13 protein-coding genes are annotated in these 13,945 nt (G+C 75.4%); 10 read left to right on the plus strand and 3 right to left on the minus strand.

Annotation, left to right across the window (positions count from 1 at the left end):
- The first annotated feature begins 113 nt into the window (after window positions 1-113).
- Window positions 114-941 (plus strand): GntR family transcriptional regulator, encoded by an 828-nt coding sequence (locus tag BI06_RS15430; protein ID WP_051741085.1) that lies wholly within the window; start codon window positions 114-116, stop codon window positions 939-941.
- A 10-nt stretch (window positions 942-951) separates the two neighbouring features.
- Here BI06_RS15430 and BI06_RS15435 read toward each other — a convergent pair whose 3' ends face one another.
- Window positions 952-1,626, minus strand: a complete 675-nt coding sequence (locus tag BI06_RS15435; RefSeq protein WP_051741087.1) for a TetR family transcriptional regulator — start codon at window positions 1,624-1,626, stop codon at window positions 952-954.
- A 290-nt stretch (window positions 1,627-1,916) separates the two neighbouring features.
- Between BI06_RS15435 and BI06_RS15440 the strand changes: the two genes are divergently transcribed.
- The 8 genes from BI06_RS15440 to BI06_RS46335 all read left to right on the plus strand — a co-directional run bounded on the left by BI06_RS15440 (window position 1,917) and on the right by BI06_RS46335 (window position 10,084).
- Complete coding sequence (locus tag BI06_RS15440; RefSeq protein WP_043468645.1) at window positions 1,917-3,485, plus strand: ABC transporter substrate-binding protein; 1,569 nt, start codon at window positions 1,917-1,919, stop codon at window positions 3,483-3,485.
- Window positions 3,482-4,534 (plus strand): ABC transporter permease, encoded by a 1,053-nt coding sequence (locus BI06_RS15445; RefSeq protein WP_082558499.1) that lies wholly within the window; start codon window positions 3,482-3,484, stop codon window positions 4,532-4,534. Before BI06_RS15440 ends, BI06_RS15445 begins: the two co-directional genes overlap by 4 nt.
- The gene (locus BI06_RS15450; RefSeq protein ID WP_030395034.1) at window positions 4,521-5,408 is read left to right on the plus strand and encodes an ABC transporter permease; all 888 of its coding nucleotides are present in this window, start codon (window positions 4,521-4,523) and stop codon (window positions 5,406-5,408) included. The genes BI06_RS15445 and BI06_RS15450 overlap by 14 nt, the downstream gene beginning before the upstream one ends.
- Window positions 5,405-6,433 (plus strand): ABC transporter ATP-binding protein, encoded by a 1,029-nt coding sequence (locus tag BI06_RS15455; RefSeq protein ID WP_030395035.1) that lies wholly within the window; start codon window positions 5,405-5,407, stop codon window positions 6,431-6,433. The genes BI06_RS15450 and BI06_RS15455 overlap by 4 nt, the downstream gene beginning before the upstream one ends.
- On the plus strand, window positions 6,430-7,500 hold the full coding sequence (locus BI06_RS15460) for an ABC transporter ATP-binding protein (protein ID WP_063794973.1): 1,071 nt from the start codon (window positions 6,430-6,432) through the stop codon (window positions 7,498-7,500). The genes BI06_RS15455 and BI06_RS15460 overlap by 4 nt, the downstream gene beginning before the upstream one ends.
- 135 nt (window positions 7,501-7,635) lie before the next feature.
- On the plus strand, window positions 7,636-8,775 hold the full coding sequence (locus BI06_RS15465; RefSeq protein WP_078880153.1) for a CdaR family transcriptional regulator: 1,140 nt from the start codon (window positions 7,636-7,638) through the stop codon (window positions 8,773-8,775).
- A gap of 227 nt (window positions 8,776-9,002) precedes the next feature.
- Window positions 9,003-9,416, plus strand: coding sequence for a hypothetical protein (locus BI06_RS50795; protein ID WP_157855303.1), 414 nt, complete (start codon window positions 9,003-9,005; stop codon window positions 9,414-9,416).
- A 128-nt stretch (window positions 9,417-9,544) separates the two neighbouring features.
- Window positions 9,545-10,084, plus strand: coding sequence for a hypothetical protein (locus BI06_RS46335; protein WP_051741091.1), 540 nt, complete (start codon window positions 9,545-9,547; stop codon window positions 10,082-10,084).
- Between the two features lie 7 nt (window positions 10,085-10,091).
- On the opposite strand, the gene BI06_RS15480 is transcribed toward BI06_RS46335, so the two are convergent.
- Window positions 10,092-11,735 (minus strand): 4Fe-4S binding protein, encoded by a 1,644-nt coding sequence (locus BI06_RS15480; protein ID WP_043468646.1) that lies wholly within the window; start codon window positions 11,733-11,735, stop codon window positions 10,092-10,094.
- Between the two features lie 62 nt (window positions 11,736-11,797).
- Entirely contained in the window at window positions 11,798-12,736 is a 939-nt protein-coding gene (locus BI06_RS15485) for a diiron oxygenase (RefSeq protein ID WP_030395040.1), read from the minus strand.
- Between the two features lie 218 nt (window positions 12,737-12,954).
- Between BI06_RS15485 and BI06_RS15490 the strand changes: the two genes are divergently transcribed.
- On the plus strand, window positions 12,955-13,945 hold a 991-nt coding region (locus BI06_RS15490; protein WP_149030410.1), incomplete at its 3' end, for a PAS domain-containing protein.

The raw sequence follows: 13,945 nt of genomic DNA on the forward strand, positions 1-13,945 counted from the left end.
TCTAGACGTCTAGATGTCTACCTGGCCGGTCGGCGTCGGGGCAAGCGGCGCCGGGGTGAACTTCCGGACAACCCCGGACGGAAGCCGCCCCGCGGCTCCGTAGGATCGGGCGCGTGGCAACGCACCGAAGCGACACCCCGCTGTACCGCCGGCTGGCCCGGCAGCTCCAGGAGCGCATCGACGCCGGGACGTACCCGGCGGGCTCCCGGCTGCCCAGCGAGCCGGAGCTGAGCGCCGACTTCGGCGTCAACCGGCTGACCGTCCGGCAGGCGGTGGCGGAGCTGGAGCGGGCCGCGGTGCTGGAGATCCGCCGGGGTGTGGGGACCTTCGTGCGCCCGCCGGCGGTGCGGGTCTCGATCACGGTCGACCCGCGCAGCCAGCGGTTCGACCTCGGCAGCGTCCACCGCGCCCTGCCGCTGGACACCCCCCTGCCGGAGGGGGCGGCGGGCACCGTCGAGGGCGACGGCGAGGCCGTGGTGGCGACCCCGGCCGTCGGCGGCTCCGCCGAGGACGGCGAGGCGGCCCGGCAACTGGGCTGCACCGTCGGGGAGTTGTCCCGGGTGGACACGGTGATCCGGATCGGCGGCCGGCCCCGGGTGGCGAACAGCTACTGGGTGCCGACCCGGCCGCTGCCGGCCGAACTGCTGCGGCCGGGACGGCCGGGGAACATGGTGCTCGCCCTGGCCGGGGCGGCCGGGGTGGAGCTGGAGTACGACTGGCGGGCGTTCGGCGCGATCGGCGCGGACCTCGCGGACGCGGAGCTGCTCGGGGTGACGCCGGGCACGCCGCTGCTGGTCCGCGAGGGTGTCAGCTGCACGCCGGACGGCACGCCCGCGCTGTACGTGCGGCGGCGGATCGACGGCAGCAGCGCGCGGTTCGTGCTGCACTACCGCGAGCCCGGCGGGGCGGACGGCGCGGGCGGGTCGGGGCCCGCCCGGTAGCCGGGCGCGCTCACCCGGCGGGTCCGGACGGCACGGCGGGCCCGGACGGCACGGCCGTCGGCTCCGGTTCCGGCTCCGGCCCCGCGAGCGGCCCGAGCAACTGCCGGAAGGCCACCGCCCAGTCCGCCAGCGGCCGCCCCTCCTCGCCGTCGACGACGTGCCGCCGGGTCATCCCCGCCAGCAGCGCCGCCAGGGCGTGCGGCCGCAGGTCGGCGGCCACGTCCACGCCCAGCCGGTCGGCCGCGATCGCCGCCGCCCGCTGCGAGAACGTGTCGATCATGATCAGCGCGAAGTCGTGCACACTGCGGATGCCGATGAACCGGCGCCGCAGCGCCCGGCGCCGCGCGGTGTGCTCGGCCGGCTCCTCCAGCTGCCCGTCGGTGGTGGCCCCGGCGTGCTCGAAGGCCTCCCAGATGCCGAGTCCGGACGGGGCGGCGGCGAAGGCGTCCAGGACCGCGAGCCCGAAGTCCATGCCGAAGAGCAGGGCCTCCTTGCACTCGTAGTACCGGAAGAAGGTGCGGTGGGCGACGTCCGCGCGCCGGCAGATCTGGTCCACCGTGGTGCTCTCGAAGCCCTGCTCCTCGAAGAGGTCGAGCCCCGCCGTACGGATCGCCTGCCTGGTCCGCGCGCGTTTGCGGTCGCGCAGTCCGGGCTCCGCCGCGGTGTCCGTCCCCTGCCCCTGCATCCTGCTCGCTCCTCGTCAACTCGTCTGCCGCCAGCGGCCTTGGTCGTACGGAATCACGCCCGGAGCGGCCGCTCAAGCCGAGCGTGAAGTCGTCGTCAGCTCGTCATGTGAAGTTTGCAGAACTGCCAATTGGCAGTTGTGCCACTTCCAAAAGCTGGGCACCGACGGCGACCGGCCCGGTCGGGACCGCCCGTCCTCCCCCCGCTCCCGCTCCGCTTTTCCCTCGCTCTCCCCTCGGCCATCCGCGCCGTCCCCACTCCCCCCGCCCCCACCGAACCCCACGAGGAACCATGAAGCGGCACACGCACGTTCTGGCATCCGCGGTCTGCACGGCGGCCCTCGCCCTCACCGCCGTCGCCTGCTCCGCCTCCGACGACACCCTCTCCGGCGGCGCCGCGACCGGCTCCGCGCCCAAGGACGACGGCCCCGCCGTCGACGGCGGCACCCTGCGCATCGGCCTCGACCGGCCGTTCACCAAGCTCGACCCGGCCGACAGCGGCCTCACCTCGATGCCGATGATGATCCTGGCCAACGCGCTCTACGACCCGCTGATGGCCAACGCCGACAACGGTGCCGTCCAGCCCCACCTGGCCAAGTCCTTCACCCCGAACGCCGACGCCACCGCCTGGACGCTGGAGCTGCCCGAGGGCGTCACCTTCAGCGACGGCAAGCCGCTGGACGCGCAGGCCGTCGTCGACCACGTCGACCGGCTCGCCAGGCCCGAGGCCAAGTGCGCCTGCGCGATCGACGCCGCGAGCATCGGCGCCATGACGGTGAACTCCCCGACCTCGGTCGGCTTCGCCCTCAAGGCCCCGAACGCCGCCTTCCCCAACCTGTTCACCCGCTCCCTCGGCTACATCTCCGAGGCGCCCGCCGGCCCCGACACCCCCGCCGTCGGCTCCGGCCCGTACACGGTGGAGAGCGTGCAGCCCGGCGTCTCCGCCACCCTGGTGCGCAACCCGGGCTACCGGGGGCCCCAGGGCCACGCCGACAAGCTCGTCTACAAGGTGCTGCCGGACACCGACAGCCGCTACCAGTCGCTGCGCTCCGGCGACGCCGACCTCGTCTGGACCGAGACCCCCGCGCAGTACAAGCAGGCCGCCGGCGACGGGCTGCGCGCCGCGACCGGCCCCGGCTCGACCTCCACCGTGCTGTTCAACACCAAGGCCGCCCCCTTCGACGACCCGAAGGTCCGCAAGGCGCTCCAGTACGCCGTGGACCGCGCCGCCGTCGAGCGGGTCGTCCACCTCGACCAGGGCAGGGTCGCGGACGGCCCGATCGGCTCCACCTCGCCCTACCGGGGCGGCGCCGACGCCGGGTACCCCGCGCACGACGCCGCGAAGGCCAAGGCCCTGCTCGCCGAGGCCGGCCACGCCGACCTCGCCTTCGACTACCTGGTCGACAGCCGGCCCGAGGCCCAGCAGCGGGCCACCGTGCTCCAGCAGATGTTCGCCGAGGCGGGCGTCCGGATGACCATCAAGCCGCTGGACCAGGCGGGCCTCGGCACCGCGATGTACCAGCGCCAGTTCCAGGTGATGGACTTCGTCACCAGCATGTTCGGCGACACCGACACCGCCCTGACCAGCCTCTTCCTGCCCAACTCCCCCTACAACTTCACCGGCTGGAACAACCCGGGGGCCGCGCAGGCGATCACCGCCGGGCACGGCACCGTCGACCCGGCGCAGCGGGCCCGCGCCTACCAGGAGGCCGCACGGGAGATCGTCGCCGACGCCCCGATGCTCTTCCTGACCGAGAACCCGGTCGGCTTCCTCGCCTCCGCCAAGCTCGGCGGACTTCCCGACGTCTCGAAGCGGACCGTGGTCAGCGTCTCCCCCGCCGTGCTGTGGGTGAAGAAGTGACACCCGCCCACGCACCCGCCCACGCACCAGCCCACGCACCAGCCGCCCGGACAGCAGCCCGGACAACCGCTCCGACCGCCCTGGCGCCCGTCCTGCGAACCGCGGGGCGCGTCGCCGGACGGGCCGGACGGGCCGCCGCGGTCCTGCTGCTGGTCACCGTCTCGGCGCTCGCCCTGCCCCACCTCATGCCCGGCTCCCCCGCCCTCGCCGCGCTCGGCCCCACCGCCACGCCCGAGCAGGTCACCGCGTACGAGGCGAAGCTCGGCCTGGACGACAACGTGCTCGTCGCCGCCTGGCGCTGGCTCGGCGACGCCCTGCACGGCGACCTCGGCCACTCGCTGTCCACCGGCGCGGCCGTCACCACCGAACTCGCCGACCGGATCCCGGTCACCCTCGAACTCTTCGTCGCCGCCCAGCTGGTGGCACTCGGCCTGGCCCTGCCGGTGGCCCTGTACTCGGCCTGGCGGCCGGGCGGCGCGGTCGACCGGATCGCCACCGCCGGCGCCTTCGTCTGGCTCGCGGTGCCCGGCTTCGTGCTCGGCCTGGTGCTGATCTGGCTCGCCGCCGTCCAGCTGCGGATCCTGCCCGCCACCGGCTGGACGCCGTTCACCGAGGACCCGTTCGAGAACCTGCGCCACCTGGTGCTGCCCGCGCTCACCCTCGGCCTCACCGAGGCGGCCGTGTTCACCCGCACCCTGCGCGGCCAGCTGATCGACACCCTCGACCAGACCTACGTGGCCGCCGCCCGCAGCCGCGGCATGGGCACGGTGCGGCTGCTGCTGCGGCGCGCGCTGCGGCCCTCCTCGCTGCCGCTGGTCACCCTGGTCGGGATCGGCATCGGGATGTCGCTCGGCGGCTCGGTGCTGGTCGAGTCGCTGTTCGCGGTACCGGGCGTCGGCACCCTGGCGGCCACCGCGATCGCCGGCCGCGACTTCCCGGTGGTGCAGGCCGTGGTGGTGGTCAGCGCCGTCGGCGTGGTGGCGGCCACCGTCGCCGTGGACCTGCTGTACCGCACCGTCGACCCGAGGATCGCCGATGAGCGTCGCTGAGCCCGCCACTACCGCCACTTCCGCCACTACCGGCCCGACTGCTCCGCCCGCCGCCGCCCGCCGTCCGACCGCGCGCCGTCCGGCCCCCGGGGTGCTGGCCGCCGGCGCCTGGCTGGCGCTGGTCGCGCTCGCCGCCCTGCTGCTCCCGCTGCTGCCCGGGTTCGACCCGCTGCACGGCGACTTCGCCCACCCCTCCGCCGCCCCCGGCCCCGGCCACTGGCTGGGCACCGACGCGGCCGGACGGGACGTCCTGCAGCGCACCGTCGCCGGCGCCCGCGCCTCCTTCGCCGTCGCCGGGCTGACCATCGCCGTCGGCCTGCTCGGCGGCGGGGCGCTCGGCCTGGCGGCGGGCTGGTTCCGGGGCCCGGTGGACAAGGCGATCGGCTTCGCCACCGACCTGCTGATGTCGGTGCCCTCGCTGATCCTGGTGATGATCACGGTCGCGCTGCGCGGCCCGAGCCTGACCGTGATCGGCAGCCTGATCGGCCTGTTCACCGTGCCGCACTTCACCCGGGTGGTGCGCGCCGTCGTCCTGTCGCTCAGCGAGCGCGGCTTCGTCCAGGCCGCCCGGATGATCGGCACCGCGCCGCTGCGCATCCTGCGCCGCGAGGTGGTCCCGCACGTCGCGCCGGTCGCGCTCACCTTCGCGTTCACCGCCACCACGGTCGCGATCGTCGCCGAGGGCTCGCTCAGCTTCCTCGGCTTCGGCCTGCGCCCGCCGGAGCCGTCCTGGGGCGGCATCATCGCCGAGGGCCGGACCACCCTCGGCAGCGCGCCGTGGATCTCGCTCGCCCCCGCGGCGGTGCTCTGCCTGACCGTCCTCGCCCTCAACTACCTGGGCGAGCAGCTCCGTTCGAAGGGAGGCCGGGGATGACCAGCCCTGTCCTGGAAGTCCGCTCGCTGGACACCACCCTGCACACCCCCGACGGCCGCACCCTGCACGTCCTGCACGGCATCGACCTCAGCATCGACGCCGGGGAGTGCCTCGGCGTGGTCGGCGAGTCCGGCTCCGGCAAGTCCGTACTGGCCCGCACCGTGCTCGGCGTCCACCCCCGCGCCACCCGGGCCACCGCCACCGGGCAGGTCCTGCTCAACGGCGAGGACCTGCTCACCGCCGCCCCGCGCCGGCGCGCCGAACTCCTCGGCACCGGCGTGGCCATGGTCCACCAGGACCCGATGACCTCGCTCAACCCGGTGGTCCGGATCGCCGACCAGGTCACCGAGTCGCTCACCAACCGGCGCCGGATGCGCCGCCGGGAACGGCTGCGCACCGCCGCCGAACTGCTCGCCGCCGTCGACGTGCCCGACCCGGCCCGGCGCGCCCGCGCCTACCCGCACGAGCTGTCCGGCGGACTGCGGCAGCGGGTCGGCATCGCCGCCGCGCTGGCCGGCTCCCCCGCCCTGCTGCTCGCCGACGAGCCCACCACCGCGCTCGACGTCACCGTCCAGCGCACCGTCCTCGACCTGCTCGACCGGCACCGCGGGACCCGCGGCCTCGCCACCCTGCTCATCACCCACGACATCGGCCTGCTGTACGGCCGGGCCCGGCGGATCGCCGTCATGTACGGCGGGCGGATCGTCGAGACCGGGCCCACCGAGGCCGTCACCGAGGCACCCGCCCACCCCTACACCGCCGCGCTGCTGCGCTCGGTGCCGAGGGTCACCGGGCCGCTGCGCCGCGTCCTGCCCGCCGTGGCCGGCTCGCCGCCGGACCTCTCCCGGCCGGCCGTCGGCTGCCCGTTCGCGCCGCGCTGCGAGCGCGCCGAGGCGGTCTGCTCGACGGAGGCGCCCCCGCTCCACCGGGCCGGCGACGGCCACACGGCCGCCTGCCACTTCCCGCTCACCCTGCCGATCGGTCCGGCGTCCGCGTCCGTGTCGAAGGCCCAGGAGACCGTATGACCCCCGCCACGACCCCCGTCGTCCCCACCCCCGAACCCTCCCCCGTCGTGCTGCGGGCCACCGGACTGTCGGTGGTCCACCGCACCTGCTCCGGCCCGCTGCACGCCGTCAGCGAGGTCGACCTGACTCTGCGCGAACGCCGCACCCTCGCCCTGGTCGGCGAGTCCGGCTCCGGCAAGAGCAGCATCGCCAAGGCCCTGCTCCGACTGCCCCCGCCCACCGCCGGCACCGTCACCGTGGACGGCACCGACCTGGCCGCCCTCGCCCCCCGCGCGCTGCGGGCCCTGCGGCCCCGGCTGCAGATGGTGTTCCAGGACCCGGTCTCCTCGCTCAACCCGCGCCGCACCGTCCGCGACCTGGTCGCCGAAGCGCTCGACGCCCACCCCGACCCGGCGGTGGACCGCGCCGCCGTGGTCGAACGCCAACTGGAGGCCGTCGGGCTGCCGCTCGCCCTGTTCGGCGACCGCCGGCCCGCCCAGCTCTCCGGCGGCCAGGCGCAGCGGGTCGCCATCGCCCGGGCGCTGGCCGCCGAACCCCGGGTCCTGATCGCCGACGAGGCCGTGTCCGCGCTCGACGTCTCGGCCCAGGCCACCGTGCTCAACCTGCTCCGCCGGCTGACCGAGGAACGGGGCCTGGCGAGCCTGTTCATCTCGCACGACCTCGGTGTGGTCCGCGCGGTCAGCGACGACGTCGCGGTGCTCCAGCTCGGCCGGCTCTGCGAGCAGGGCCCCACCGAAGAGGTGCTCGCCGCCCCCGCCCACCCCTACACGGCCGCGCTGCTCGCCGCCGTCCCCGAGCCCGGGCGGCCGCTCGGCGACACCGGGCTGCTCCCGGCCGACCCGCCCTCGCCGCTCGACCCGCCGTCCGGCTGCCGGTTCCGCACCCGCTGCCCGTTCGCCGACGAGCGGTGCGCGCGGGAGGTGCCGGAGCTGCGCGAGGTGGCGCCGGGACGGACCGTCGCCTGCCACCGGCCGCTGCTGCCGGTCGCGGCGGCCCAGGACAGCGCGGTGGCGCAGGACGGAGCGGCGGCGCAGGACAGCGAGGTCTCCGGTCGGCCGAGCCGATAACATGCCCGGGCTGGGTGGCCGGCCGAACGGCTCACGGCCCGGCGGTCCGGCCGACCGGCGCAGAGGCCGATCGGCCGCCCGGACGGCCCGCCGGACGGCCGCACCACACCCACGGGCCGGGGCGGACACGACACCATGACGGCGGCCAACGGAACCGGCACCCCGGGCAGCCCGGGCACCCCCGACATCCCCGGCAAGCTCGCCGGCCACTGTCTGGCCCTGCTCACCGAGGTCTCCCGCACCGGCCGCCTGCTCCGCCGCGCCGAACTCGAACGACTGCGCGACCTCGGCGAGCGCGCCGCCGAGGCCGGCCACGGACTGCGCGACCTGGTCGGCGTCTGCCTGGGCGCCACCCGCGCGTCCTGGCAGACCTTCCCCGGCCTCACCGCCGTCACCACCGCCGAGGTCCGGCGCACCGGCGACGCCGTGCTCGCCGCCACCCAGGCCGCGCTGGGCGCCGTCGCCGAGGGCCACGAACGCGCCCAGCGGATGGCCGTCCGCCAGGAGGAGGCCAACCGGCGGGAACTCGTCAACGACCTGCTGCACGGCCGCACCGACCTCGGCCGGCTCGCCGAACGCGCCGAACGCTTCGGCCTGCGGCTCGCCGCCGGCTACACCGTCGCCGTCGCCGTCGGCGCCGAGGCCTACCTGGAGGGCGCGCCCACCCCGCACCGGGTCCTGCGCGAACTCACCGGCCGCTACGACGACCGCACCCTGCTGCTGGCCGTCCGCGACGGGCGGCTGGTCTGCATCGCCTCCGACGGCGAACAGGCCGTCCTCACCGCCTTCACCGACCTCGCCCTGCGCCCCGGCCCCGGCTACCCGCCGGCCCTGCGGGTGGCCACCGGCCGCCGGTACGGCGGCACCGGCGGCATCGTCCGCAGCTACGAGGAGGCGCTCGCCACGCTGGAGTACGCGGAGCGGCTCGGCCTGCCCGCGGCCCGGCTGCGGGCCGAGGAACTGCTGGTCTTCCCGGTGCTGATGCGGGACCGGGAAGCCATGGCCGACCTGGTGCGGACCGTGCTCGGCCCGCTCACCACCGCGCGCGGCGGCGCCCGTCCGCTGCTGGAGACCATCACCGTCCAGGCCGAGGCCGGGTACGTGAACGCGGAGACCGCCCGGCGGCTGGGGCTGAGCGTGCGCGCCCTCGGCTACCGGCTGGAACGCATCCGCGACCTCACCGGCTACGACCCGTCGGAGGCGCTGCACCGGTACACCCTGGAGACCGCCGTGATGGGCGCGCGGCTGCTCGACTGGCCCGACCAGCCGCTCTGATCCGTTCCGTCAGACGTTTCGGACCGCCCCGCGTTGCTTGCGGTTTCCGGATATTTTCAGGGTGTCAAAGCGTCGTCAAGATTGCCGGATCCTGGCAGTGTGCGGACGCCCCGCCCCTGACAGGATCACTGCGGCGCACGGGGGATCCGGCGCTGTAGGAAAGAGTCTGGGGGGCGGGGCGGTTGCGGGGGAATTTCAGAGCCGCACCCGGCTTTCCGACTCTGGTGGTGACCGCTGAGTACTGGATGCTGGCCCTGCTCAGCGGCCTTGGCGCCGACGTCGTGTCCGGGGGACACGACGTCGGCCACCCCACCGGGACCCGGAACGGGGGGTGCGGCGCCGATCCCCATGTCGACGCCGTGCCCGGGGTTCTTCCGGACGATCTTCCCGGGGACCTGCTCGCTTCCGAACCCTTCCCCCTGGTCGGCCGCTCCTGCTTCGTCCTCCCGGGCGACGCCACCGCCACCGGCGGCTGGGCCGAGGTCACCACGGACGACGGCGCGCCGCTCCTCATCGCGGTCCGCACCCCACCCGGCGACCCCACCGTCCCGGCCGGCCGCACCGCCCTCCTCCACGCCCACGACCCGGCCACCGACAGCTACCTGATCACCCCGCTGGACCTGAGCGCCCTCTTCAGCTGACGGGCGTCCGGCCGATGATCCGACTTGTTCGGCGCGGACGCGGCGGGTCCGGGACGGGCGGTAGGTTCGGGGCGCGGCGTCCCTGCGGTCGCAGATTCCGCGCGCCCCGACCGAAGCGAGGCACCGCCATGAACGCCCAACCCGTCCAGCCCCGGCTGCCGTCCGCGGGCCCGCGGACGATCCGGGAGTTCCGCGAGACCCTGACCGGCTCGGACCTCGCCCGCTTCACCGCCGAGGTCGAGGAGGTGCCCCTGGCCGATCTCGGGAACTACCTCAAGGGCTGGCAGCAACTGCTGCACCTGCGCACCCTCCCCGAGGTCGAGCACGCCCTGCGTACCGCCTTCGACCGGCCGGGGACGCCATTGGTCCTCGACGAACCCTCCGTGCGGATCCCGCTCGCCGAGCTGCGGCGGGTGCTCGACGTGCTCGTGCGGCAGGTCGAGGCGCAGGCCACCGAGGGGCGGGTCGCCGTGGCGGATCCGTACTGGTCGGTGCCGCCGGGGGAGGCAGTGGACATCTACGCCGGGCCGGCGGAGCCCACCCCGGGGATGGTGTCGGAGTCCTGGGAGCACCTGGAGCGAATGGTCGAGGACGAGTCGCGCACCGTCGGGTACGGCTTCGTGTGGCTCGGTGACGTGCTGCGCGCCATCGGGGCCCAGGTGGCCTGAGCGCCCGTCACCGCCGGGCCGCCGCCAGGAGGGCGGGGACGGTGGGGAGTTTGACGCGGGGGCGGCCGGTGGCTTCGCCTTGGGCGCGTTCGGCGCGGTCGATGGCGCGGAGGTGGCGCAGGCCGAGGGCGTCGGGGCGGCGGGTGCGGACCAGGCGGTCGAAGGCCCTGCGGTCGCCGGTCGGGTGGGGCAGGGTGCCCGCGACGGCGTCGTCCAGGAGGGCGTGCACGGTTTCCTCGGCGCAGGCGCGGTTGGCGCCGATGCCGCCGGAGGGGCCGCGCTTGGCCCAGCCGACGAGGTAGGTGCCGGGCAGCGGGCGGCCGGTCGCCGGGTCGAGGACGCGGCCGCCGCGGTGCGGGACGCTCGCGGTGGCCTCGTCGAAGGGCAGTCCGGGGAGCGGGACGCCGCGGTGGCCGATGGAGCGGACCACCAGGGCGGCGTGCAGCGGCCGGTCGTCGCCGGTCAGGCGGACGGCCTCGACCCTTTCGCCGCCCAGGAGTTCGACGGGCGCGGCGTGGAAGCGGAGCACGATCCGGCGGCCCGGCCGGGGCGGGGCGGTGCCGTCCAGGCGTACCAGTGGGAGGCCGGCCAGCAGGGCCGCGCCGGAGCCCTCGGGTGCGGCGGCGAGGGCCGCGCGGACCTCCGGCCGGTCGTCGACGACGAGTTCGACGCCCGGGAGCCGGGTGAGGGCGAGGAACTCGGGGGTGGTCCAGGCGGCGTGCTCGGGCCCGCGCCGGGCGGTCAGCACGATCTCGCGCAGCGGGCTGCGGCGCAGGGCGGCGAGGGCGTGGTCGGCGATGTCGGTGGCGGCGAGCCGGTCGGGGTCGGTGAGCAGGATCCGGGCGATGTCGACGGCGACGTTGCCGTTGCCGACGACCACGGCCCGTTCGGCGCCGGGGCCGGTGCCGGCGTCGAGGGCGACCGCGTCGGCGGGCACGGTGGGTTCGGCGTTGTACCAGCGGACGAAGGTGGTGGCGGGCAGGCTGCCGGGGAGGTCCTCGCCGGGCACGTCGAGCCGGCGGTCGGCGGCGGCGCCGACCGCGTACACCACCGCGTGGTGGTGGGCGGCGAGTTCGGCGTGGTCGAGGTCGGTGCCGACCTCGACGTTGAGGTGGACCCGCAGCCGGGGGTCGTGGAAGACGGAGGCGAAGCTCTCGGCGATCCGTTTGGTCGACTGGTGGTCGGGGGCGACCCCGTGCCGCAGCAGTCCCCCGGCCACGGGCAGCCGGTCGAGCATGGTGACCTCGGCATCGGTGGTGCGCAGCAGGGCCTGCGCGGTGTAGCTCGCGGAGGGCCCGGTGCCGACGACGGCGACCCGCAGCGGGCCGGTCCCGAGGTCGAGGCCGGTGGGCAGGCTGCGCGGGAAGACGGGCGCGCCCCAGGCGTGGTCGGTGGGGTGGTCGCGGTACCAGTCGCGGTTGAGGTCGCCGTAGACGGCGTCGGGGCCCTGGAGCCGGTCGACCGGGAAGATCGCATCGACGGGGCAGGCGTCGGCGCAGGCGCCGCAGTCGATGCAGGCGGCCGGGTCGATGTAGAGCAGGTCGGTGCGGCCGAAGTCGGGCTCGTCGGGGGTGGGGTGGATGCAGTTGACCGGGCAGACGGACACGCAGGAGGCGTCGTTGCAGCAGGACCGGGTGATCGCGTAGGCCATGGCGGGGGCGGGGTTCCTCGCTGGGTGGGGTTCGGCGTGCGGGGGTACGGGTCGCGCGGCGCTCAGAGCATGTGGATGCGGCGGTAGAGCTTGGTGGACGGGCCGGTGAGCAGGCCGTTCTCGGCGAGGAAGGCCATCAGGTGGCGGCTGCTGGTGCGCATCATGGCGCGGCGGTGCTCGCTGGCGCGGACCTCGGCGAGGGCCCGGGCGACGTCCAGGCCGGCGGCCTTGTACACGGACGGGTGAACCATGCTGGTGACGATGACGTAGGCGCCGGCGGCGATGCCGAAGGCGGCGTTGCGGCGGCGCAGGGTGCCGGCCCCGCGCAGCCGTTCGCGGATCTCCTGGCGGGCGAACTTCATGTGCCGGGACTCCTCGACCACGTGGATCCGGGAGGTCCCGCGGACGATGTCGAGGACGTTCTCGCCGCGCATCCAGTCGCGCTGCATGACGTCCAGCACCTCTTCGGCGACCAGGATGCCGCCGTAGGCGAGTTCGCCGCGGGCGAGGGCCTTGTAGGCGCGCCCGGCCTGGGCGACCAGCTGGTTGGGCTTGTACTGGGGGACGCCCATCTTCTCGCAGGCCCGGGCGAACATGATCGAGTGGCGGCACTCGTCGGCGATCTCGGTGAGCGCGAAGCGGAACTCGGCGCTGGCCGGGTCCTTGAGGTACTGGTCGCGCAGCACCATCTGCTGAAGGATCATCTCGAACCAGATGCCGGTGGTCATGATCGAGCCGACCTCGTGGCGGGTGAGAACGACCCGCTGCTCCTCGGTCATCTCGGACCAGAGCGCGGTGCCGTAGAGGGTGCTCCACTCCGGGTTGAGCCCGTAGTGCCCGGGCTCCAGCGGGGCGTCCCAGTCGATCTCGGTGGCCGGGTCGTAGGAGAGGGTCGCGGCGGATTCGAGCAGCCGCTTGGACACGTCGTCGTCGGCGGCGGTGTGGGTCCGTCCGTGGCCGCCGGGGGTGAGGGTGGGGGTGCGTTCCGCCGAGTGAGCCATGGCTGCCTCCGTCAGGTGCGTGGCCTGCGCGGGGGCTCGTTACCGCGGCGTAGGCCCCGCTTATTGACGGAGATTACAATAAGAGCGGACGCCCGAGAACCCCCCGCGCACCGCCTCCTGTGCGACGGGGGCCACCGGCGGGACTGGCGGGCTCGGCGGGCCGGAGGATGATGGAGAGATCGCGGCCGTGATCCCGCCGACGGAGAGGAGCCGACCGGATGAGCACGGCGGACGCCCTGCAGCGTGGCCGATCCCCCTTCGTCGACAACGCCGTCGGAGCCCTGCTCGACGCGGACGGCCGGATCGTCCGCTGGACCCCGGAGGCGGCCCGGCTCCTGGGCGTCGACGCCCGGCAGGTCCGCGGACGGCCGGCGCGCGAGCTGCTCGACGACCCCGCGGGGTGGCCGGCCATGTCCGAGCTCACCGATCAGCAGCGGGCCGAGGGCTGGTCCGGCGAGGCGGTGTTCCGCTCCGGCCGGGGCGAACGGCTCGCGCTCTCCTTCCAGGTGCTGCCCCTGGACGCCCCGGTGGCCCCCGAGACCCCGGACGGCGCCGCAACCGCCGACGGCTCCGCAACCCCCGGCGGCTCCGGCACGGCCGACGGACCCGGCACCGCCCGCTACCTGGTGCTCGCCGCCCCCACCCCGCAGATCGCCCGCTGGCGCCAGGACCAGGCGTTCACCAGCGAACTCTTCCTCCAGGACCGGGTCGGCCTGGCCGTCTTCGACGAACGGCTGCGCCTCGTCCGCACCAACACCCATCTGCTCCCCTACAGCGGCCTCCCACCCGACCTGCGCGGCCGCCGCCTCGGCGACTTCCTCCAGCCGCAGGACGCGGCGGCCGTCGAGCGCGGGCTGCACGACGTGCTGCGCACCGGCCGGCCGCTGATCGGCGCGGAGGAGATCGTCCGCACCATCGAGGACCCGTCCGGCGGCGCGGTGATGGCCATCTCGGCGTTCCGGCTGCAGGCCCCGGACGGGCAGGTGATCGGGGTCACCGCGCTGTTCACCGACGTCACCGAACTCCACCGCTCGGGTGAACGGCTCGCCCTGCTGCACCGGGCCACGGCCGCCGTCGGCGGCTCGCTGTCAGTCGCCGGGACGGCGGAGGAACTGGCCGCCGTCCTCGCGCCGCCCGTCGCCCCCGCCACGCCCGTCGCCGCACCGCCCACCGCCGCCCGGACCGCACCGGGCGCCGCAGGCCCGGGCG

This window comes from Kitasatospora sp. MBT66, from assembly GCF_000710405.2.
Taxonomy (GTDB): Bacteria; Actinomycetota; Actinomycetes; order Streptomycetales; family Streptomycetaceae; genus Kitasatospora; species Kitasatospora purpeofusca.

Excerpts from the sequence above, each read along its gene's own strand:
- BI06_RS15435 (WP_051741087.1), bottom strand. The coding sequence starts at position 1,626 with ATGCAGGGGCAGGGGACGGACACCGCGGCGGAGCCCGGACTGCGCGAC.
- BI06_RS15440 (WP_043468645.1), top strand. The coding sequence starts at position 1,917 with ATGAAGCGGCACACGCACGTTCTGGCATCCGCGGTCTGCACGGCGGCC.
- BI06_RS15450 (WP_030395034.1), top strand. The coding sequence starts at position 4,521 with ATGAGCGTCGCTGAGCCCGCCACTACCGCCACTTCCGCCACTACCGGC.
- BI06_RS15455 (WP_030395035.1), top strand. The coding sequence starts at position 5,405 with ATGACCAGCCCTGTCCTGGAAGTCCGCTCGCTGGACACCACCCTGCAC.
- BI06_RS15460 (WP_063794973.1), top strand. The coding sequence starts at position 6,430 with ATGACCCCCGCCACGACCCCCGTCGTCCCCACCCCCGAACCCTCCCCC.
- BI06_RS15465 (WP_078880153.1), top strand. The coding sequence starts at position 7,636 with ATGACGGCGGCCAACGGAACCGGCACCCCGGGCAGCCCGGGCACCCCC.
- BI06_RS46335 (WP_051741091.1), top strand. The coding sequence starts at position 9,545 with ATGAACGCCCAACCCGTCCAGCCCCGGCTGCCGTCCGCGGGCCCGCGG.
- BI06_RS15480 (WP_043468646.1), bottom strand. The coding sequence starts at position 11,735 with ATGGCCTACGCGATCACCCGGTCCTGCTGCAACGACGCCTCCTGCGTG.
- BI06_RS15485 (WP_030395040.1), bottom strand. The coding sequence starts at position 12,736 with ATGGCTCACTCGGCGGAACGCACCCCCACCCTCACCCCCGGCGGCCAC.